Annotated in this window: 17 protein-coding genes; 9 read left to right on the top strand and 8 right to left on the bottom strand. The window is 53.5% G+C overall.

Annotation, left to right across the window (positions count from 1 at the left end; genetic code table 11):
- Window positions 1-266: 266 nt before the first annotated feature.
- The 3 genes from istA (at window position 267) to SIC15_RS06715 (ending at window position 3,402) form a co-directional block, all read left to right on the top strand.
- Window positions 267-1,808, top strand: coding sequence for an IS21-like element ISSpu5 family transposase (istA, locus tag SIC15_RS06725; RefSeq protein WP_053114397.1), 1,542 nt, complete (start codon window positions 267-269; stop codon window positions 1,806-1,808).
- Between the two features lie 11 nt (window positions 1,809-1,819).
- Window positions 1,820-2,575, top strand: coding sequence for an IS21-like element ISSpu5 family helper ATPase IstB (gene istB, locus SIC15_RS06720; protein WP_008170042.1), 756 nt, complete (start codon window positions 1,820-1,822; stop codon window positions 2,573-2,575).
- A gap of 152 nt (window positions 2,576-2,727) precedes the next feature.
- Window positions 2,728-3,402: a 3'-5' exonuclease gene (locus SIC15_RS06715; RefSeq protein WP_075195757.1), complete on the top strand. Its 675-nt coding sequence runs from the start codon at window positions 2,728-2,730 to the stop codon at window positions 3,400-3,402.
- Between the two features lie 45 nt (window positions 3,403-3,447).
- Here SIC15_RS06715 and SIC15_RS06710 read toward each other — a convergent pair whose 3' ends face one another.
- Together SIC15_RS06710 and SIC15_RS06705 are read right to left on the bottom strand one after the other, a co-directional pair.
- Window positions 3,448-3,921: a putative molybdenum carrier protein gene (locus tag SIC15_RS06710; protein ID WP_197746154.1), complete on the bottom strand. Its 474-nt coding sequence runs from the start codon at window positions 3,919-3,921 to the stop codon at window positions 3,448-3,450.
- Window positions 3,922-4,158: 237 nt separating this feature from the next.
- Complete coding sequence (locus SIC15_RS06705; protein ID WP_075195754.1) at window positions 4,159-4,386, bottom strand: hypothetical protein; 228 nt, start codon at window positions 4,384-4,386, stop codon at window positions 4,159-4,161.
- Between the two features lie 254 nt (window positions 4,387-4,640).
- Between SIC15_RS06705 and SIC15_RS06700 the strand changes: the two genes are divergently transcribed.
- Both SIC15_RS06700 and SIC15_RS06695 read left to right on the top strand, forming a co-directional pair.
- Window positions 4,641-5,273, top strand: coding sequence for a metallophosphatase domain-containing protein (locus tag SIC15_RS06700; RefSeq protein WP_075195753.1), 633 nt, complete (start codon window positions 4,641-4,643; stop codon window positions 5,271-5,273).
- An 18-nt stretch (window positions 5,274-5,291) separates the two neighbouring features.
- A complete protein-coding gene (locus tag SIC15_RS06695) occupies window positions 5,292-5,438 on the top strand; it encodes a hypothetical protein (protein ID WP_172514340.1) in 147 nt (48 codons plus the stop codon).
- Window positions 5,439-5,728: 290 nt separating this feature from the next.
- On the opposite strand, the gene pcaF is transcribed toward SIC15_RS06695, so the two are convergent.
- The 5 genes from pcaF to SIC15_RS06670 all read right to left on the bottom strand — a co-directional run bounded on the left by pcaF (window position 5,729) and on the right by SIC15_RS06670 (window position 12,929).
- A complete protein-coding gene (gene pcaF, locus SIC15_RS06690; protein ID WP_278592427.1) occupies window positions 5,729-6,934 on the bottom strand; it encodes a 3-oxoadipyl-CoA thiolase in 1,206 nt (401 codons plus the stop codon).
- A 38-nt stretch (window positions 6,935-6,972) separates the two neighbouring features.
- Window positions 6,973-9,072, bottom strand: a complete 2,100-nt coding sequence (locus tag SIC15_RS06685; protein WP_069183796.1) for a 3-hydroxyacyl-CoA dehydrogenase NAD-binding domain-containing protein — start codon at window positions 9,070-9,072, stop codon at window positions 6,973-6,975.
- An 81-nt stretch (window positions 9,073-9,153) separates the two neighbouring features.
- Window positions 9,154-10,377 (bottom strand): CaiB/BaiF CoA transferase family protein, encoded by a 1,224-nt coding sequence (locus SIC15_RS06680; protein WP_075195751.1) that lies wholly within the window; start codon window positions 10,375-10,377, stop codon window positions 9,154-9,156.
- A 14-nt stretch (window positions 10,378-10,391) separates the two neighbouring features.
- Window positions 10,392-11,552: an acyl-CoA dehydrogenase family protein gene (locus tag SIC15_RS06675; protein WP_069183794.1), complete on the bottom strand. Its 1,161-nt coding sequence runs from the start codon at window positions 11,550-11,552 to the stop codon at window positions 10,392-10,394.
- A gap of 294 nt (window positions 11,553-11,846) precedes the next feature.
- The gene (locus SIC15_RS06670; RefSeq protein WP_075195750.1) at window positions 11,847-12,929 is read right to left on the bottom strand and encodes an alcohol dehydrogenase; all 1,083 of its coding nucleotides are present in this window, start codon (window positions 12,927-12,929) and stop codon (window positions 11,847-11,849) included.
- Between the two features lie 425 nt (window positions 12,930-13,354).
- On the opposite strand from SIC15_RS06670, the gene SIC15_RS06665 reads away from it, so the two are divergent.
- The 4 genes from SIC15_RS06665 (at window position 13,355) to SIC15_RS06650 (ending at window position 17,992) form a co-directional block, all read left to right on the top strand.
- Window positions 13,355-14,257 carry an alpha/beta hydrolase gene (locus tag SIC15_RS06665; RefSeq protein ID WP_069183792.1) on the top strand — a complete coding sequence of 301 codons (903 nt, stop codon included), beginning with the start codon at window positions 13,355-13,357 and terminating at the stop codon, window positions 14,255-14,257.
- Between the two features lie 115 nt (window positions 14,258-14,372).
- On the top strand, window positions 14,373-15,995 hold the full coding sequence (locus tag SIC15_RS06660) for a flavin-containing monooxygenase (RefSeq protein WP_075195766.1): 1,623 nt from the start codon (window positions 14,373-14,375) through the stop codon (window positions 15,993-15,995).
- A 76-nt stretch (window positions 15,996-16,071) separates the two neighbouring features.
- Window positions 16,072-16,830, top strand: a complete 759-nt coding sequence (locus tag SIC15_RS06655; RefSeq protein ID WP_273633627.1) for a glucose 1-dehydrogenase — start codon at window positions 16,072-16,074, stop codon at window positions 16,828-16,830.
- Window positions 16,831-17,341: 511 nt separating this feature from the next.
- Complete coding sequence (locus SIC15_RS06650) at window positions 17,342-17,992, top strand: hypothetical protein (RefSeq protein ID WP_075195748.1); 651 nt, start codon at window positions 17,342-17,344, stop codon at window positions 17,990-17,992.
- A gap of 241 nt (window positions 17,993-18,233) precedes the next feature.
- Here SIC15_RS06650 and SIC15_RS06645 read toward each other — a convergent pair whose 3' ends face one another.
- Entirely contained in the window at window positions 18,234-19,421 is a 1,188-nt protein-coding gene (locus tag SIC15_RS06645) for a DcaP family trimeric outer membrane transporter (protein ID WP_069183789.1), read from the bottom strand.
- Between the last annotated feature and the right edge of the window lie 19 nt (window positions 19,422-19,440).

The following is a 19,440-nucleotide window of genomic DNA, read 5'->3' as shown; positions in this document are numbered from 1 at the left end:
ATAGTGGGATATCTACAGAGGCATATAAACTCTGTTCAGATTAGGTGTTTCATTGATTTCGAGTTCACCCAAATATTGCTGGAATGCGTATTCCAGACCAAGGTTGCCACTGATTCCAGACGAAGCCTGCCACCCATTCCACGCGAAAGCTGCCACTGATTCCACGGCAAAGCTGCCACCCTGGCAGGCTGCCTGATTTCCCCATCAAAACGTCCGGCGCGGGATAACTAACGGTACTCTGCTCCTTTTCATCCGGAGAGGGCCAGATGCCAGCGATGAGGTTATCCATGCGTAAAATCAAAGAAGTCCTTCGCCTCAAGTGGGAGCGAGGGCTGAGTAACCGGCAGGTTGCCGCAGCCTGCGGCATCAGTCGCCCCACTGTGAGCGAGTATCTGCGGCGTGCTGCTGAGGCGGAGCTTGGCTGGCCGCTGCCAGAGGATCTGAGTGAAGCCCAGCTGGAGCAACGGCTGTTCCCGCCACCACCGGATCTGCCGGCACAGGCCCGAGGCATTCCGGATTGGAAGCGAATCCACGATGAACTCCGGGGCAAGAACGTCACCCTGTTCCTGCTCTGGCAGGAGTACCGGGAAGCCAATCCGGATGGCTACCAGTACAGCTGGTTCTGCGAGCACTACCGGGCCTGGCAGGGCAAGCTGGATCTGGTGATGCGTCAGGACCACCGAGCCGGTGAAAAGCTGTTCGTGGACTATGCTGGGCACACGGTGCCCGTCATTGATCGCACCACCGGTGAGATCCATGAGGCGCAAGTCTTTGTGGCGGTGATGGGTGCGTCCAATTACACCTACGCCGAGGCCACCTGGAGCCAGACCCTGCCGGACTGGATCGGCTCTCACATCCGAGCCTTCGAGTTCCTGGGCGGCGTGCCGGAACTGGTGGTTCCGGATAACCTCCGTTCCGGCGTCAGCAAGGCCCATCGCTACGAGCCGGATCTCAATCCGACCTATCAGGATATGGCTAGCCATTATGGCGTGGCCGTTGTCCCCACACGGGTTCGCAAGCCCCGTGACAAGGCCAAGGTGGAAGGTGGCGTATTGATCGTTGAGCGCTGGATCCTGGCGGCCCTGCGCCATCGTCAGCACTTCTCCCTGGGGCAGCTCAACGCCACCATCCGTGAGCTGTTGGAGAAGCTCAATAGCCGCCCCTTCCGCAAGTTGCCCGGGTGCCGGCTTGATCACTTCAAACAGCTGGACCAGCCGGTTCTACAACCGCTACCCGCCGAGCCGTATGTCTACGCCGAGTGGAAAAAAGCCCGGGTACACATCGACTACCACGTGGCCATCGATGGGCACTACTACTCGGTGCCCTACACCCTGATCAAGAAAGAGGTGGAGGTCCGGATCACCCACAACACCATCGAATGCTTCCACCGGGGCAACCGGATCGCCAGCCACCGGCGTTCGGATCAGAAGGGTCGGCATAGCACCATCGCCGCTCACATGCCGGAGTCCCATCGCCAAGCCGGCGAGTGGACCCCAGAGCGACTGACCGCCTGGGCAGCCAAGACTGGACCGGCAACTGAAAAGCTTATCCGTACCGCGCTGGGGGCAAGAAAGCATCCGCAACAGGCCTATCGGTCCTGTCTGGGCATTCTCCGGCTGGGCCAGAGCTACGGCGAGGCACGATTAGAACGTGCCTGCCAACGCGCCCTGATGCTGGGCAGTTGCCGATACAAGAGCATCGAATCCATCCTCAAGCACCGCCTGGATGAGCAGCCCCTGGAAGAGCAACAAGAACTGGCCTTACCCGACACACACGACAACATCCGTGGCCCCGCCTACTACCACTGAAGGAACCTGACATGCTGAAACATCCCACGCTGGATAAGCTCCACGCCCTCAAACTGACCGGCATGGCCGCCGCCCTGGCGGATCAATCGGCCACCCCCGACATTACCGACCTGAGCTTCGAGGAGCGCCTTGGCCTGCTGGTCGACCGGGAAATGACGGAACGGGACAACCGACGCATGAGCAGCCGCCTGCGCCGGGCCAAGCTGCGACACGCCGCCATCCTCGAAGACATTGATTACCGGAACTCACGGGGCCTGGATAAAGGGCTTGTCCAGAGTCTGGCCAGCTGCCAGTGGGTGAAGGAACACCTGAACGTGCTCATCACCGGCCCGACTGGCGTCGGGAAAACCTGGTTGGCCTGTGCTCTGGCACACAAGGCCTGCCGGGAGGGTTACACCGCCCAGTACGTCCGCCTGACCCGGCTGCTACGAGAGCTGACCATCGCCAAGGGCGATGGCCAATACTCAAAGCTCCTGACCAGCCTGGCCAAGGTCGACGTGCTGATCCTGGATGACTGGGGGCTGATGAAGCTGAGCGCGGAGAACCGGCGGGACTTGCTGGAGGTGCTGGAAGACCGACATGGCCGGCGCTCCACCATCGCCACTAGCCAATTACCCATCGAGGAATGGCACGGCATCATCGGTGACGCCACTCTGGCAGATGCCATCCTGGACCGGCTCGTACACAACGCCTACAAGATCAATCTGCGGGGCGAATCCATGCGAAAACAGCAGGCAAAGTTGACGGGCACTGAGACTTCGGAGTAAGAAGAGAAACCCCGCGTCGCTACGCTCCGATGGGTGGCAGCCTTGCTCCGGTCCGGGTGGCAGGCTTCACGTGGAATGGGTGGCAACCTTCAGCGGTTTACGCAGCTGGAACTTGTGAAAAATACTAACGCGCGAAAAGCACAAGGCTTCTGATGGATTATTTCAGCGATCACTCACCGCTTCTCGTCATTGATTTAGAGGCGACCTGCTGGGAAAGCCGGCACGCCCCATCCGGCCAGCCACAAAGCATCCATAACATGGAGATCATTGAGTTTGGGTGCGCGCTGGCCACTCGTGACGGAACGCTACTGGACAGCAAGTCTTTTCTGGTGCGCCCCGTGCGGCACCCCCATCTGAGCGGTTTCTGTACAAAACTGACTGGCATTAGCCAGACAATGGTGGATGCAGCCCCCGGATTTACGGTGGTGTGTCAGGAGATCAACGCTTGGCTGGGGAGTCCTGCCAAGGAGTTCATCTGGTGTAGCTGGGGGGATTACGACCGACTCCATATTCAGGCGGAGAGTGAACAATACAACTCACCACCGGTTTTTCTGACCTACCCTCATCTGAACCTCAAACAGATCTGGCGTAGGACAACGGGGCAGAAGAAAAAGAACGGGCTGGCCCACGCTCTGGCATTTCATGAGCTCGAATTCGAGGGACACCACCACCGGGGTGTGGATGATGCACGCAACATCGTCCGGCTATTGCCTTTTATGGACTGGTCACTCGGAACCGAGCTGGTAACCCAGTGGCAGAGTGGGCGCCTGGATGCGCTGAACGAGTTAAGTGCGCTAGATCAAGAGCTCGGGCTTGGGTACGACTGAGCTGATGTTCCAGCATCGAGCATCAGGGGCAATCTGAGAAATCCTTCAACTGAGGCCGCCCCCAGACAACGACAGACAAAGTGCCTCTAAGACGAACCCATACATCCCAGAACAGCGGCTCTCACGGGGGCCAGCCACGTTTAGCGATGTGATGGCATTGCGCTGAACGAACTCTCGGATCATACCCGCTGCAGTGCTCGCCGCCACACTCTCGGTGTCAATAAGCTTATAAGGTTTCTTCTCTCTGATACAGAAAGCCAGCGTGGCTTCAGTACCACCTTCTGGGGCGCTGTGATAGAAAATTACCGTACCGTCGGCATTCAGCACGTTGCGTTTGGTGCGCTGGCGGTACCCACCGGTAATCTCTTCCAGCGGGTAACGGTCATCGATGGGTCCATCTTCAGCCATGCGCCCCCTCGGGCAGCACCCGCCAATGGCCAGTCCCGTTGCCAAGCCCGCATCGAGGGCTGCCCGGTCAGCGCCAGTCTGGCCTCCACTGATCACCTTTCTTGGACACATCATCGTAAGTTAAGTCACATAGCCGGATCGGAGTTCTGCACTTTGCCGTAAGCCAGTGCGTACCGCCGTGCATCAGCCTCAGCCCGGTGCGCAGGCACCGTTAAAGCGGCCCGATGACGAAACCGTTCTGTGGCGTCGGGGCCGATCTCAGTATAGAGCACACGAAGGTCCACGACCTTGAAGTCGTGTTCCATTCTCGCAGCGCGAAACAAGGTATCAATCCATTGAGCATCAAAATCAGGCGCGTCGCTGCACACCGTTTTCCAGCCCCAGGGCATCACTCAACCGCTCGGCAGCTTGCTCCACCGATAAACCAGCTCGTATGAGGGGCTCTCGGGAAATCCCATGAATGGTTTCTGCCTTCGGCTCCCAGTATGTCCACGCGGGGGATGGTCGAATCAGGAAGCTATCCGCGCTACCCAAGGAGTCCACCCAGGCAATCTCAATCGGGTAGCTTTGTTGCATGTCCAACCCAGACTCCTCAACATCGATGAACGTGACTAGGGGGCGCTCCCGGTTATACTTTGGGCTATTCCGAGGAACATAGTGTGTGACATGGGCATGTCTCGATAAGGATGGCCAATGACGGCTGCGTTTTAGCGCGACCAGCCTATCAGATTGTTCGCTGAAGACGGATCCGACTGCGCGTTCCAGAGCAAGGTTACCATTGCTTGCAGACAAAGCATGCCACCCACATTACACGCGAAATAGGAAGACCGATGAGGCTTGTATGTGTTTCTGACACCCACAGTCTACACCGCCGGATACCACAGGTGCCGGATGGCGATGTCCTGATTCATGCCGGAGATTGCCTTGGGGCTGGCACCCTAGATAACGTGGAAGACCTGAACGATTGGCTCGGCACTTTGCCCCACAGGCACAAAATTGTCATTGCCGGTAACCATGATTGGGCGTTTCAGGAGACACCCGAGCTTGCTGTCGAAGCGCTGACGAATGCGATCTATCTTGAGGACAGCGGCGTCATCATTGAAGGTGTTCGATTTTGGGGCTCACCCTGGACACCCACCTTCATGGACTGGGCATTTATGCTGGATCGCGGCCAGTCACTGTATAACAAGTGGCAGCAAATCCCCGACAACACTGATGTACTGATAACCCATGGGCCACCGAAGGGTATCGGGGACCAAGTGAATCTCAGCTTCAAATGCCAGAACGTGGGGTGTGTTGATCTCTTACATCGGCTCAGCCAGCTTAACCTTACAGCACACGTCTTTGGGCATATTCACGAAGGCTACGGCGAGCACCGTCACGGCACGGCGACGTTAATCAATGCCAGCACCTGCACCGCACGATATGCGCCCACCAACCCACCGATCGTTCTCGACCTTTGACAAGACGGGAGACGAGACATGACTGCGGAAGAACTGATCAAACGGCTGAAAAGCCTGCCACCGGAGACGCCGGTCCTGGTTGAGGGTTACGAAACGGGGTTTGATGACGTAGTGGATTTGAAGGCCCAGTGTAATCTCCCAGAAAATAATCGAGGCTTTGAGTAGAGACTTATACAATGAACGCAAAGGTCGCAAAGCGAACATTTGGATTTTGGACAATGTCAGCATTGACCGACGCCCGAGCGATACCGGAGGGAAGAAAAAGCAGTATGGCTTTGCTTCCCTGTTCGCCGCCCTATTAAATGGTTATTCGGTAGTATTGGCCAGGCTCTCCATCCTTATAACCAATTTGCTTGGCTCCCTGTGATTGACCGCTTCCTCAGTGGTCAATCATAGGCTAGGCGTGTCCAGTACACCGAGGCCCCAAATTATAAGGATTCCAAGGGAATATCATCTCAAACTCGTTCGATGAGAGTGGCTATACCTTGGCCCACACCCACACACATGGTGCACAGGGCGTAACGGCCACCGGTGCGCTGCAGTTGGTGGGCGGCGGTCATCAGCAGGCGGGCGCCAGACATGCCCAGCGGGTGGCCAAGCGCAATGGCGCCGCCGTTCGGGTTCACCCGGGGATCGTCATCAGCAATGCCGAGCTCACGCAGGACCGCCAGGCCCTGGGCGGCAAAGGCTTCGTTCAGCTCGATGACGTCAATGTCGGCGATGCTGATGTTCTGCCTCTCTAGCAGCTTCTGAACCGCCGGTACCGGGCCGATACCCATGATGCGGGGCTCTACGCCGGCAGTAGCCATACCGAGGATTTTTGCCATGGGCTTGAGGCCCTGCTGTTTTACCGCGGTTTCACTGGCAACCAGCATGGCGGCGGCGCCATCGTTGACGCCGGAGGCGTTACCGGCGGTCACGCTGCCATTCTCACGGAAGGGCGTGGGCAGGGCAGCAAGTTTCTCCAGCGTACTTTCGCGGGGATGCTCGTCGGTGTCGAATACCACTGGGTCCTGTTTGCGGCGGGGGATGGACACCGGCACGATTTCCTCGGCAAACACGCCCTCTTGCTGTGCTCGGGCCGTCTTCTGCTGGGAACGGAAGGCGAACAGATCCTGATCTTCCCTGGAAATGCTGAATTGTTCCGCGACGTTCTCGGCTGTTTCTGGCATGGAGTCGATGCCGTACTGCTGCTTCATCAACGGGTTCACGAAACGCCAGCCGATGGTGGTGTCTTCAATTTTCTGGCTTCTTGAGAACGCGCTGTCGGCCTTGCCCATCACGAAGGGGGCGCGGGACATGGACTCCACTCCGCCGGCCAGTACGAGATCCATTTCTCCAGCACGAATGGCGCGGAAAGCGGTGCCCACCGCGTCCATACCGGAGCCGCACAGCCGGTTTAGGGTGGTACCGGGTACGGAGGTGGGCAAACCAGCCAGCAGGGCAGACATCCTTGCCACGTTGCGGTTGTCTTCACCGGCCTGGTTGGCGGAGCCCATCATGACCTCGTCGATAGCAGCGGGGTCCAGTTCCGGAGACTGCGCGAGCACGGCCTTGAAGATGTGGGCTGCGAGGTCATCAGGGCGCATGCTGGCAAGGGTGCCGCCGAAGCGGCCGATGGCCGAGCGGCGGGGATGGCAGATGAATACATTTGTCATGATAATACTCTTTGTTTAAGTTTTGAGAGCTGAATGCCAGATTAACCGTTAACGCCAATCCAATCGTTCAAGGTCAGGTCCTCGGCAACCAGTTTCTTGAGAAGAGTCGCTGGGGCCCAATAGGGTTCTCCGGTATCCTCATACAGCCTTTCAATTTCCTTTAGAACATTGACCAATCCACGCTGTCCCGCATAGAACATCGGACCGCCACGGTAAGCGGGAAATCCATAGCCATGAACATAAACCACATCAATGTCACCGGCCCGCTGGGCAATTCCCTCATCAAGTATGCGGAACCCTTCGTTTATCAATGCCAGTAGGTGCCGGTTCAAAATCTCCTCATCCGACAGCGCCCGTCGCTGTACGCCGTACTTCCTGGCTTGCTCTCTAATCACATCCAGAACAACCGGATCGGTTGAGCGCGCTCGCGTTTCCGGATCATACTTGTAATATCCCGCCCCAGCCTTCTGTCCAAGTCGACCAAGCTCAACCAAGGCATCGGCGATACAGTAGCTCCGCGGGTCCCCCTTCTGCTTTTCGGTCAATGCCTGACGGGCCTTATACCCAATGTCCAACCCAGCCAGATCACCTACCGACAGTGGCCCCATCGCCATACCAAAGTTCATAAGCACGCTATCGATTTGGGCAGGCTCCGCGCCTTCGATCATGCACAACTGGGCCTCCCTCGCATACTGTCTGAGCATCCGGTTGCCGATAAAGCCATAACACACACCAGCCAGCACCGGCACCTTTCCTATACGTTTGCCCAGAGCCATAGCGGTCGCGACAACCTCATCGGAAGTACTCTCTGCTTTGACGACCTCCAGCAAACGCATAACATTGGCGGGACTAAAGAAATGCAGGCCAACAACATCCTGTGGCCGGGAAGTCGAAGCAGCAATTTCGTTTACATCAAGGTAAGAAGTATTCGTTGCAAGAATGGCCCCTTGCTTGCACACCTCATCCAGACGACTGAAAACCTGCCTTTTTACATCCATACTCTCGAAGACCGCTTCAATTACGAGGTCGACATCGGCCAATTTCCCGTAATCAACAGCGCCGGTAATGAGGGCTTCTCGCTCCATGGCTTGGTGTTCCGAAAGCTTTCCCTTGCTCACGCTCACGCCGTAGTTCTTACCAATCAGCGCAATTCCCTTTTCCAGCCCTTCCTCACTGGAGTCCAACAAAGTTACAGGGATGCCTGCATTGGCAAATGACATGGCAATGCCGCCACCCATGGTGCCAGCACCAATAATACCGATCCTCTGAACGACACGGGGAGTAACAGACTTATCGATTCCGGGTACCCTTGGTGCCTGTCGTTCCGCAAAGAAAATATGCCTTAACGCAGCCGACTGCTCAGATTTGACACATTCCATGAAGCGGGAACGTTCGAAAGCCAGCCCTTCTTTAAACGGCATTCCCATCGCCGCCTCAACACAACTCACTATTTTCTGTGGTGCTTCCTGGCCTCTCTTGCGCTTATTCAGTTGGCCTCGATAACTCTCGAAGGAGTCTTTATCGAAGCTGTCATTCGGGATGGAGAGATCGCGGATCTGCCTCGGGCGCGCCCCTTCAGTGATGAGTTCTCGGGCATATTCCATGGCACAACGAGTAAGATCGCCGTCAAAAACCCGATCAAGAACACCAAGATCCAGAGCTTCCGTCGCATTGATTTTTTTACCGGTTGTCATCATATCCAGAGCAGCTTTTACCCCTATCAGGCGAGGTAAACGCTGGGTTCCACCCGCGCCGGGCAGTAGCCCCAAGGTAACTTCCGGGAGACCGACGGAAGCTGATGTTAATGCACACCGGTAGTGACAGCTCAAAGCCAGCTCAAACCCGCCCCCCAATGCGGTTCCATGTATAGCGGCGATAACAGGCTTGGTTAAAGATTCAAGAGCCGCGTTCACCTGAGGCAGCGTCGGCTCCTGCATCGGTTTGCCAAATTCATTGATATCCGCACCTGCGATAAATGTACGCCCCTCGCACACGACAACAATTGCTTTCGTGCCGTCACCCTGCGCCAACTTTACCGCGTCGCAAATGCCCTCGCGCACACCCTGGGACAATGCATTTACAGGGGGATTATCGATGCGGATAACACCGAGATCATCAAGTTGTTGATAAGAGACCAACATATGTGGGACGTTCCTCTATTGAAAGGTGGAGCCGAAATCTGAACAGTTAACTCAGGTGGGATTGAGGTTAACGGGCGGGAGTCAGACGACTCCACGGGCCTGAAGATTCCGGATTTCTTCTGCTGATTTGCCGAGAGCTCTCTCAAGAATTGCGACCGTATCCTCCCCAAGTGACGGCGGTGCCTTTTCGTAACGCTGCGGGGTTTTGGAAAACTTGATCGGATTCGCAACTCCCGGAACCTTACCAAGAAGCGGATGTTCCAATTCCAGCTTCATGTTCCGAGCCTTGACCTGCGGATCTTCAAAAACTTCTGCAATATTCTGAATGGGACCGCACGGCACTTGTACTTTACCGAGGCAATCCATCCACTCCCGACTAGTCCTCAAGCGGGTGTACTCACACAGCTTTCCGACAAGCTCCTGTCGATGAACAACCCGCTCCGGATTTGTTGCAAACCGTGGATCCCTCGGCAGTTCTTCGCATCCCATGACGCCACAAAGACGATGGAACTGGGCATCATTACCAACGGCAATGATTACCTGGCCGTCTTTGGTGGGAAACGGCTGGTAGGGTGCAAGATTAGGATGATATTCACCCGTTCGTCCGGGGACACTGCCGCTACAAAAGTAATTCAGAGCCTGGTTCGCCAGCCAACTTACCTGGACGTCCAGTAGGGCCATATCAATATGCTGCCCCTCACCTGTTTTGTTGCGGTGATGAATAGCGGCAAGAACGGCGATCGCTGCATTCATCCCGGTGGTCAAATCAGCCACCGCCATACCCACGCGCTGCGGCCCCGCCCCGGGTTTTCCATCCGCCACACCGGTGATACTCATTAGCCCTGACTGAGCCTGAATCAGGTAATCGTAGCCTGCGTTATGGGCCATGGGGCCGGTGTGGCCAAACCCTGTGATCGAACAGTAAACAATGCCGGGGTTCAGTGCTGAGAGGTCCCCATAACCTAACCCCTTTTTCTCCAGCCCACCGGTTTTGAAGTTCTCTACCAGAACATCGCAACTTGCGGCTAATTCACGGATCAGCGCCTGGCCCTCTGGCTTACCAATATCGATGGTCACAGAGTACTTGCCACGATTGGCGGAGAGGTAATAAGCCGACTGCTTGGTAGGATTACCGGCCTTGTCCCTAAGCCAGGGAGGGCCCCAATGACGGGTATCATCTCCCTGTTCGGGGCGCTCGACCTTGATGACTTCAGCCCCCAAATCAGCCATGATCTGGGTACACCAAGGGCCGGCCATAACGCGGGACAAATCAAGTACTCGAATTCCTGATAATGGACCAGACATACCAGACTCCTGGATTAGAGTGAGCTTCCAGTGTTGCGAATCATTTGCTTGGCAATGACCAACTGTTGGATTTGGGAAGTGCCTTCGTAAAGCCGGAACAGACGCACATCCCGGTAGAATCGCTCGACACAATATTCACTGATATAACCGGCGCCACCATGGATCTGCACTGCGCGATCCGCGACACGGCCTACCATTTCGGTGCAGTAGAGCTTGCAGCTGGAAGCATTCATGGACACCGCGGCACCGGAATCATAGGCTCGCGCGGTTTCCTCCACCATGCATTTGCCGGCGTAGTACTCGGTCTGACTGTCAGCCAACATTGCCTGGACCAGCTGAAAGTTGGCGACTTCAGTGCCGAATTGTTTTCTTTGGGTCGAGTAGGCGAGGCTCTCGTCTATCAGCCTTTTGGCTGTACCAACGCTCAGTGCACTTATGTGCAACCGCCCCCTGTCCAGAACCTTCATCGCTGTTTTAAAGCCCTGCCCTTCCTTACCTCCGATCATGGCAGATACCGGCACTCGAACATCTTCGAAGATCACGTCGCAGGTATGAGAACCTTTCTGGCCCATTTTTTTATCGCGCTGCCCCAACGAGATGCCCGGTAAATCCGCGTCCACCAGAAAAGCGGATACACCCCGACTGCCTTCCTCCCGGCTTCCAGTTCTGGCCATCACCGTGAAAACACCCGCCCGAGGCGCGTTAGTTATATAACGTTTGCTGCCATTGATGACGTATTCATCGCCGTCTCGCTTTGCCGTCGTCACGACCGAACCCGCATCGGAACCGGCGTCCGCTTCTGTCAGTGCAAATGAACCAATCAGTTCGCCGGAGGCAAGTTTCGGAAGGTACTTTGCTTTCTGTTCGGGGGTGCCGTCGATGATAATGCCTTGGGAGCCAATGCCTACGTTGGTACCAAACATCGACCTAAACACCGGTGACGTGTACCCCATCTCCTGAATGATGGCCACTTCTTCACTCATGGTCAGCCCAAGGCCACCGAACTCTTCCGGGATTGATAACCCGAAGAGCCCCATCTCTTTCATTTCCTCGATCACCCCTTCGGGTATTTGATCCTCTTCCGCGACCTGCATTTCCAACGGAACCAAGCGACCCCGGACATATCGCCGGACGCTGTCAATAAATTGGTTCAAAGTCTCGTTATCAAGTGGCATCCCGTTCTCCAAAACTTATTAAGTTGTGAATTAAATTAATAATTTATAAACGAAATATCTATTATATGATCAACATATCTTCTATAACTTCTACTGATACCTTTATCTTTGTCCAAAAAAATTAACCACCAACCGGTATAATGGCTATTTATCTTGTGACTATTTTAAAGTTTCATAAAAAAGCCTCGGTAAAACCCAACCGAGGCAAAGGTAGAGACATACTGAAGATTCACGCCTTAATTTAAAACTTGGTCAACGGTTAGCGTTGACCTCAAGTAGCAAGTCTAGGCTCAATTAGTTCTTGAGAATTATTCGTCCGGAAACCTTTCCGTTGGACAGGTCTTCCACGGCAGATTCAGCCCTCTCAAGCGCCCGAATTTCTACGGGAATGTCTAGAAGATCATGTTGATTCGCAAACGTTACCAACTCCTTCATTTCAGCCAGTGTTCCTGTGTAGGAGCCGATTATGGTAACTGCCTTCGTGACCAGGAAAGGAATCGGATAGCGCAGTTCGCCGCCATGTAAACCGATAACGACCAGCTTCCCTCCCTTCTTAAGAACCTTGAGGCCAAACTCAACAGTTTGTTCGTTGCCCACAAAGTCCAGAACAGCCATGCAATTCCCGTCTGCCTCCCGAGTCAACGTGTCAGTCGCATCTAAGCTACGGGGATCGAGGACGACTTTTGCACCGGCCTTCCTGGCAATCTCTCTTTTATCCTCGGAAACATCCACGCCAACAATGTTACTGATTCCGTCGGATCTCAGCGTTCTGATTGCCAATTGGCCAAGCCCACCGCAGCCAATAACAATCACATACTCTTCTTGGTGCAACGGCTGAATTTTCTTGATCGCCGAAAAGGTTGTCAGGCCGGAACAGGCCAACAGAGATGCATTTGCAGGGTTGAGATCGCCAAGATCCACTAGGTAACGCGGATGGGGAACAGTGATGTATTCCGAGTAACCACCGGGTTTAAAAATGCCGAGTGAAGCAGGCTTACCGCACAGATTTTCTTCGCCCCGCTGACAAACAGAACATTCGCCACACCCAATCCATGGATAGATTAACCTCTGCTCGCCGACCGATGCATCGATGGCATCCTCGCCCACGGCCACAATGGTTCCCACAACTTCGTGGCCAAGTGTTACCGGCAGCCTGATTCCACGGTCTCCGAGATTCAGCTTTTTGCCATTGCCAAGGCCGTAATAGCCGTCATGCACATGAACATCACTATGGCAAACGCCGCAGTAATCGACTTTCAGCAAAACCTCATTTCCTTGCGGAACGGGCATCTCATACTTTACAGGTTCCAAGTTTCCCGCGAACTCAGAAAACTCATAACGGATGTATGCTCCGTCAGTCTCAATCTGATTCGACATTGTTATTACTCCCATGGTTCAGATAGGTACCGGTTCGAATAGCACTTATTATGAAACTTGCCCGTACTCGGTACGTCTATCTGGATTATCGGTTTCCTACTTATTCAACTAATAGAAATTCTGTTTGATTATCCCGTTATTTTGCCTTTCTGGATTGAATAGACTTATTTTTCTTTTGTACAAACCTTTGAAGCGAAACCTGTTAATCAACATCAAGACATCTTCGAAATAAAACAACAACCGGGTCATTCTGAAAAAAGCAGGATGCTCCAATATCTGAACAGGAATCTTCAATACTCAGATTTGGCCGGAACTTAATCTGCAGTTGAAAGTCTTCAGCACCAGCGTAATCCGTAAGTCGCAATCTTTTATGTAAGGAGCTGAAAGACGTTGTATTCATCAGCAAAAAACCAAGAGGAAGAACAATGACAATTAGCAAAGAATCCAATGTCTTGCGCGACCTTTATCAGGATTGGACCAATCGCATGACTGCCAATCCTGATCTTTCCATTGAAAACCTGCGCAGCATGTTTGATGAATGGGGCCAGCCTGCTCTGGAACCGGAAAACGTTCGCTATAAGAGCGACCATGTTGGCGGCGTTGAAGCCATCTGGGCATTGCCAGACGGTGCGGATAGCTCACGCGCCATCATTTACACACATGGTGGCGGCTTCGCTGTGGGGTCCGCAGACAGCCACCGTAAAATGGCCGGCCACCTTGCCAAGGCGCTTAAGGTTCAGGCCGTAATTCTCCACTACCGCCGAGCACCGGAACATCCGTTTCCTGCCCAGATTGAGGACGCTGTATCCGCTTACAAAGCGTTGCTGGATCAAGGCTACAAGGCAGACAACCTGATCACCGCAGGCGATAGCGCCGGAGGCAATCTGGCCATTGCCAGCGTGCTCAAGTTCCGTGATCTGGGGCTTCCCCTGCCAGGGGCAGTGATCGCCTATTCTCCGTGGCTCGACATGGCGCTGCGGGGCGCCACTCTGGAATCCAATGCTTCAACCGATGCACTCGTTGGAAAGCCAATCCTGGAAGGCATGGCGGGCATGTTTCTCGGCGACAAAACCGATCCACTCGATCCATTAGCCAATCCGCTGGAAAACGATTTCGACGGTTTCCCGCCGCTTTATATCACCGCTGGAGGCGCCGAAACGCTGCTTAGCGATTCAGAGACCCTTCACGCCAAGGCCAAAGAGCGGGGTGTAAAAACTGTGCTTTCTGTGGTGCCTGGCATGCAGCACGTATTTCCCGCCCTCTCGGGCCGCGCACCGGAAGCAAACGAGGAACTGGATCGTATCGCCGACTGGTATCAGAACCTCTGATACTTCGTCACCCGCGCCGGCAATTGCCGGCGCGGGCATTCCTGAATTAAAAACAAACGAAGAAACGGGGCGCTTCTTGCTCCGGAGATCAATTGTGTTCGAAGAGGAAGCTCACATGAACGAGAAAACCACAAATACAAGAACCGAGACTCCTGATTTTGACGCCGTTGTAGTCGGCGCAGGATTCGGAGGGCTCTATGCCGTTCACAAACTGCGGGATGAACAAGGGCTGAGAGTTCAAGCCTATGACAACGCCAGCGACGTTGGTGGTACCTGGTACTGGAATCGCTACCCTGGCGCGTTATCAGATACCGAGAGCTTCTGCTATCGATTCTCCTTCGACAAGGAGGGATTGGAAAACGCCCGGTGGAAGAACCGCTATCTGACGCAGCCCGAAGTTCTGGACTATCTGAACGATGTGGCTGACCGTTACGACCTTCGGCGCAGCTACCAGTTCCACACCAAGGTAACCGCTGCCCATTTCGACGAATCTACCCAACTCTGGCGAGTCTGGACAGACAAAGATCAGATGGTTACCGCAAAATATCTGGTAACCGGCCTGGGCCTTCTGTCAGCAACCAATAAACCGCCTTTCGATGGAATGGACACGTTCAAAGGCGAGATCATCCACACCGGTGCATGGCCTGAAGGAATGGATCTCTCCGGACAGCGAGTTGGCGTTGTCGGCACAGGTTCTACCGGGGTCCAGGTTATCATTGCGATGGCCGAAACGGCAGAACACTTGACCGTATTTCAACGCTCTCCACAGTACGTGGTACCGATTGGAAACTGGCCCGAAAGTGAGGAGAAAATTCAGGAATACAAAGACAACTATGACGCTATCTGGGATCAGGTGAAATCGTCTGCTGTTGCCTTCGGCTTTGAAGAGAGCACAGTGCCTGCCACATCAGTCTCAGAAGAAGAACGTGAACGCGTCTTCGAGGAAATCTGGAACAAAGGCGGTGGCTTCCGGTTCATGTTCGAAACATTTTCGGATATCGCAACAGACCAGGAGGCTAACGACGCTGCAGCAAACTTTATCAAGCGTAAAATTGCTCAGATCGTTAAGGATCCCGAGACCGCCAAGAAACTGATGCCCAGCGATCTCTACGCCAAACGTCCTCTGTGTGGCAATCACTACTACGAGGTATATAACCGCGATAACGTATCCTTGGAAGATGTTAAAGCCGATCCGATTTCAAAGTTCACGGAAAACGGCATTCTTCTTGAAAGCGGCAAGGAGATTGAGCTGGATGCGATCATCTTTGCAACAGGCTTCGATGCCGTTGAAGGAAACTATACGCGGATCGACCTCCAGGGCCGCAATGACGTCACCATTCAGGATAAATGGAAAGACGGCCCCCTGGGCTATTTGGGGGTAATGGAAGCGGATTTCCCGAACTTCTTCATGATTCTGGGCCCGAACGGTCCCTTCACCAACCTTCCTCCAAGCATTGAGACCCAGGTTGAGTGGATTTCCGATGCGATTGCAGTGACCGAACGCAACGGCCATAAGACCATCGAACCGAAGCCCGAGGCACAGGAAGCCTGGGTAGAAACCTGCCAATCGATTGCCGATATGACGCTTTTTCCCAAAGCCCAGTCATGGATCTTCGGCGCAAATATACCGGGCAAGAAAAATACCGTCCGTTTCTACATGGCCGGGCTTGGCGCCTACCGGCAAGAGCTTCAGGCCGTCGTTGATGACAACTATTCGACGCTCGAATTCGACAACTGAGCAACGCATGTCCACTACGGAACGGGGCAGTTAAAAAATTGCCCCCTTCTGTCATCGGAGCAGACTCAAGGAAACAATGATGAAACGAGTAACTGGAAAGGTTGCATTGGTTACCGGTGGTGCCATGGGGATGGGGAAATCTCACTCGGAACTACTGGCTGCTGAGGGGGCAAAAGTATTCGTCTGTGACATTGATGTGGAAAACGGCAAACAGGTCGTGGAAGCAATTCGCAGCCAGGGAGGAGATGCTGAGTTTTTGCGACTGGACGTGTCCAATGAAGCTGACTGGAAGGCTGCGGTCACATCGATCAAAGAAAAGGCTGACAGGCTGGACATCTTGGTCAACAACGCAGGAACACTCATTCTCAAACCAGTCCATGAGACTAGTAACGAAGAATGGGATCGCACGTTCGATATAAACGTACGTGGAACTTTTCTCGGCATCCGGGAAGCCGTGCCTCTCATGCAGGAGAGTGGTGGCGGCTCAATTATAAATATTTCATCCATTTATGGCATCATCGGCGCGCCAAGCGCTGGCGCGTACATCGCATCAAAGGGTGCTGTACGTCTGATGACTAAGTCCTGCGCCGTGGACCTCGCAGACTTTAATGTCCGCGTGAATTCCGTGCACCCCGGGGTGATCGATACGCCCATGACTAAGGACTTGCTGCACACGGATGAAGAAACCCGTAAAACGCTTCTTGGCCCCACGCTCATGAACCGGCCCAGCACACCCGACGAGGTATCAAAAGCGGTGCTGTTTCTCGCATCCGACGAATCATCCTTCGTTCATGGTGCAGAAATCATTGTGGATGGAGGATATACCGCGAACTGATTGCACTTCCATCATGGCCTGCTTCAACCCGAAGCAGGCCCCCTTCGACCGTATCTCAATCTTCAAATAGGGGCCGATCATAGTAATGAGCACAAAAGTAAGTAGTGCAAGAATTGGTCGCAAGTTGCAGGAGAACTTCAAAGTATTAATAAACGAGATCAATAAGAAAGTTATAACTCTCGACGGGCTCGCCATAGCGCCGATGATGATACATATCAGCCTTGATATTCTGGCCCGATTTCTATTCAACACCCCCCGCCCGGAATAATCACCATAGTTGCTTACTTATACATCATCATCGCGATCTTCCTGCCACTGCCGTACGCCGAGCGGATCAACTCGTCGATTGCCGTGGAAATACTGACCACAAATTTCTCTCGCAAAACTCAAAACCGCCTGAACGAGTAGATCTACCTGTTGATCAGTACAACCGTATTTGTGATGACCCTCTAAGCCCTCAGAGTAGCCCTGAATAAATACCGGTCCAACACGTCAATTACTGCAGAGTAAAGTGTCCGGTAAAGAGGGCTACCCTTATTCCCAGGCCATTCTTAAATATATAATGATCAGCTGCCCGGAATATCAGAGTGAATTCGCGTCAAGCAACCAAGTCTATACCCCGATTGTATCTATACCCTCTTACGTAATGTTCTGTAATGCTATAGTAAATACGGTTGAAGAACTAAACGGCAAGCGCTTGCGAATATCTGGGGCTTCCTGGGCTCGCTGGGCGAAGAATTTCGGGAGATTATCGGTAGCAATCCCGATACATGAAGTTTATGAAGTACTCGAGCAAGGTTTTGTGGATTGCACCTTCCTCTCACCCGCAGAACTGGCCAACTTCAATCTCCATGATGTTGTCAAAAACATAACTACCGACGTTCCAGGCGGTCTATATGCCGCAGGTCGAGCAACAACTCTTAATCGTGACCCGTGGAATCGTTTCAACACCAGAGAAAATGAGGGTCCGCTGAAGGCCGGACGGATTATGGCTGCCTATGTTAGCTTCCTCTATCAGCAACAAGCTGATAGCGACATGATTAAAGCAGAAAAGAAAGGCATCAACATCCTGGATGGCAGAAGGCAATTTCCTCGAAAAATCAAGAGATTTTATCAAAGAAGATCTAAAATTTTCCCCGGAATTCTACGCAGACGAATATAACATTGATGGGGCGAGAACCAAGAAGCTTGCAGACAAGATGTCCGAACTGATAGAAAAATGGAACGGACTTGTCGGAATTATCGAGGCAGCAGATCAATTGGCTGAACTTTACTGGAATTAAATTTATTCGAAACCTGATCCTGCTCCTTATGGGACATAAAAAACGACACTGATCCATACAGAAAAAGGCCCCGACTGAGAGTCGGGGCAACCAAAGGCACAACAACGCTTAAGTCAATGTTCAGAAAGTGTATTTGGCCATCGCCTGAAGACGTGTCGCCTTCCCTTCACGCCCCCCAACCAATTCTCGAGTATGGTGGCTCACTTCAATCCCGTAATCGACACTCTCGATGGGCGACCACAGGTAGTTCAAATAAAGGCTCGTATTTTGTTCGCCCTCATTGCTAACGTCGACATTTCTTATGTCATCCAGATCAGCTTCCGACACACCATAGGCCAGGTTTGCTAAACCAGGACCAACAGCCACGGATATCCCAAGAGTACCGCCAACGGCTTCAATAGCTTCGAGTTCGCCAGCAACAGGGTCATAGTAGGCCGGCGCAGCCGGGTTTAACCACAGGTAACCACCAACACCCTCTCCGTAGACTACTGCACCTTGCAGGCTCACCCTTGATGAAACGGGCATTTTTCCCGAGAAGGTGACACCATAACCGAATTCGTCTTCTTCCCGGTCAGCAGCGGCATCATAAACAGTCAACTGCCGCAACACGGCCCCTAAGGAATAGTTCAGACCGCCCAGAGCATCGTCATATCTGAGAGTCAGATCTGGAAGGGTACTCTTGATTTCGACGGTCTCTTCCGTTTCATAGGCTAGGCCTCCTTGCTTGTCAGCTTCCTCTAAAGCTATAGAGAGCCCCCCTGTTGAGTAACGAATCTGCGCCTGACGGTCCAGATTTGTTTGTCCGACCTGACCGGTGAAATCAATGCTCGGAGTGTAACCAAGAAACGTCGAAAAGTTCGTTTCGGTTTGACCTGCAAGAATGCCATTCCATGTACCGTACCCCTGCCGGAGTCGAAAGGTCCCGCCGGGCCCATAAAAATCGCCTTCAACCCGGGTCTCGATATTTCCCAGTTCGGTAGGAGTAACGGTTGAAATGCCGATCCTGGACTCTAGGGCGTGCGCGTCAAAATGACCATCGGGGCCACTTGTATCGTCAAGCCTGATATTCTGGTGGAGAATCGAAATACCAAGAGGCGAATCGAAATCATAGATGAGGTCAAGCTTTGCGTAACCATACAGCGTAAGGTTAGTGTCGCCCACTGTGATGCTTTCAGAAAATGCTGGGAGGGATGCTGTCGCCAATAGAATTGCACACGACAGTTTTGATTTCACCACCTTAAAATGGTTACGATTCGTTTGTTTCTCAAATTTATCAGCAATACTCTTGTTTATTTTTTTCTGGATCATCTGGCTTTTCCTTTGTTGA

Origin of the sequence: Marinobacter sp. MIT932201, assembly GCF_047123295.1 — a bacterium.
Taxonomy (GTDB): Bacteria; Pseudomonadota; Gammaproteobacteria; order Pseudomonadales; family Oleiphilaceae; genus Marinobacter; species Marinobacter salsuginis.
The sequence above is the reverse complement of the archived record's forward strand: the minus strand, read 5'-3'. Positions and strand labels throughout refer to the sequence as shown.

Bases quoted from the DNA above. Each gene is read 5' to 3' on its own strand.
- istA (WP_053114397.1), top strand. From the start codon at position 267: ATGCCAGCGATGAGGTTATCCATGCGTAAAATCAAAGAAGTCCTTCGC.
- istB (WP_008170042.1), top strand. From the start codon at position 1,820: ATGCTGAAACATCCCACGCTGGATAAGCTCCACGCCCTCAAACTGACC.
- SIC15_RS06715 (WP_075195757.1), top strand. From the start codon at position 2,728: ATGGATTATTTCAGCGATCACTCACCGCTTCTCGTCATTGATTTAGAG.
- SIC15_RS06710 (WP_197746154.1), bottom strand. From the start codon at position 3,921: ATGTGTCCAAGAAAGGTGATCAGTGGAGGCCAGACTGGCGCTGACCGG.
- SIC15_RS06705 (WP_075195754.1), bottom strand. From the start codon at position 4,386: ATGCAACAAAGCTACCCGATTGAGATTGCCTGGGTGGACTCCTTGGGT.
- SIC15_RS06700 (WP_075195753.1), top strand. From the start codon at position 4,641: ATGAGGCTTGTATGTGTTTCTGACACCCACAGTCTACACCGCCGGATA.
- SIC15_RS06695 (WP_172514340.1), top strand. From the start codon at position 5,292: ATGACTGCGGAAGAACTGATCAAACGGCTGAAAAGCCTGCCACCGGAG.
- SIC15_RS06685 (WP_069183796.1), bottom strand. From the start codon at position 9,072: ATGTTGGTCTCTTATCAACAACTTGATGATCTCGGTGTTATCCGCATC.
- SIC15_RS06680 (WP_075195751.1), bottom strand. From the start codon at position 10,377: ATGTCTGGTCCATTATCAGGAATTCGAGTACTTGATTTGTCCCGCGTT.
- SIC15_RS06675 (WP_069183794.1), bottom strand. From the start codon at position 11,552: ATGCCACTTGATAACGAGACTTTGAACCAATTTATTGACAGCGTCCGG.
- SIC15_RS06670 (WP_075195750.1), bottom strand. From the start codon at position 12,929: ATGTCGAATCAGATTGAGACTGACGGAGCATACATCCGTTATGAGTTT.
- SIC15_RS06665 (WP_069183792.1), top strand. From the start codon at position 13,355: ATGACAATTAGCAAAGAATCCAATGTCTTGCGCGACCTTTATCAGGAT.
- SIC15_RS06660 (WP_075195766.1), top strand. From the start codon at position 14,373: ATGAACGAGAAAACCACAAATACAAGAACCGAGACTCCTGATTTTGAC.
- SIC15_RS06655 (WP_273633627.1), top strand. From the start codon at position 16,072: ATGATGAAACGAGTAACTGGAAAGGTTGCATTGGTTACCGGTGGTGCC.
- SIC15_RS06645 (WP_069183789.1), bottom strand. From the start codon at position 19,421: ATGATCCAGAAAAAAATAAACAAGAGTATTGCTGATAAATTTGAGAAA.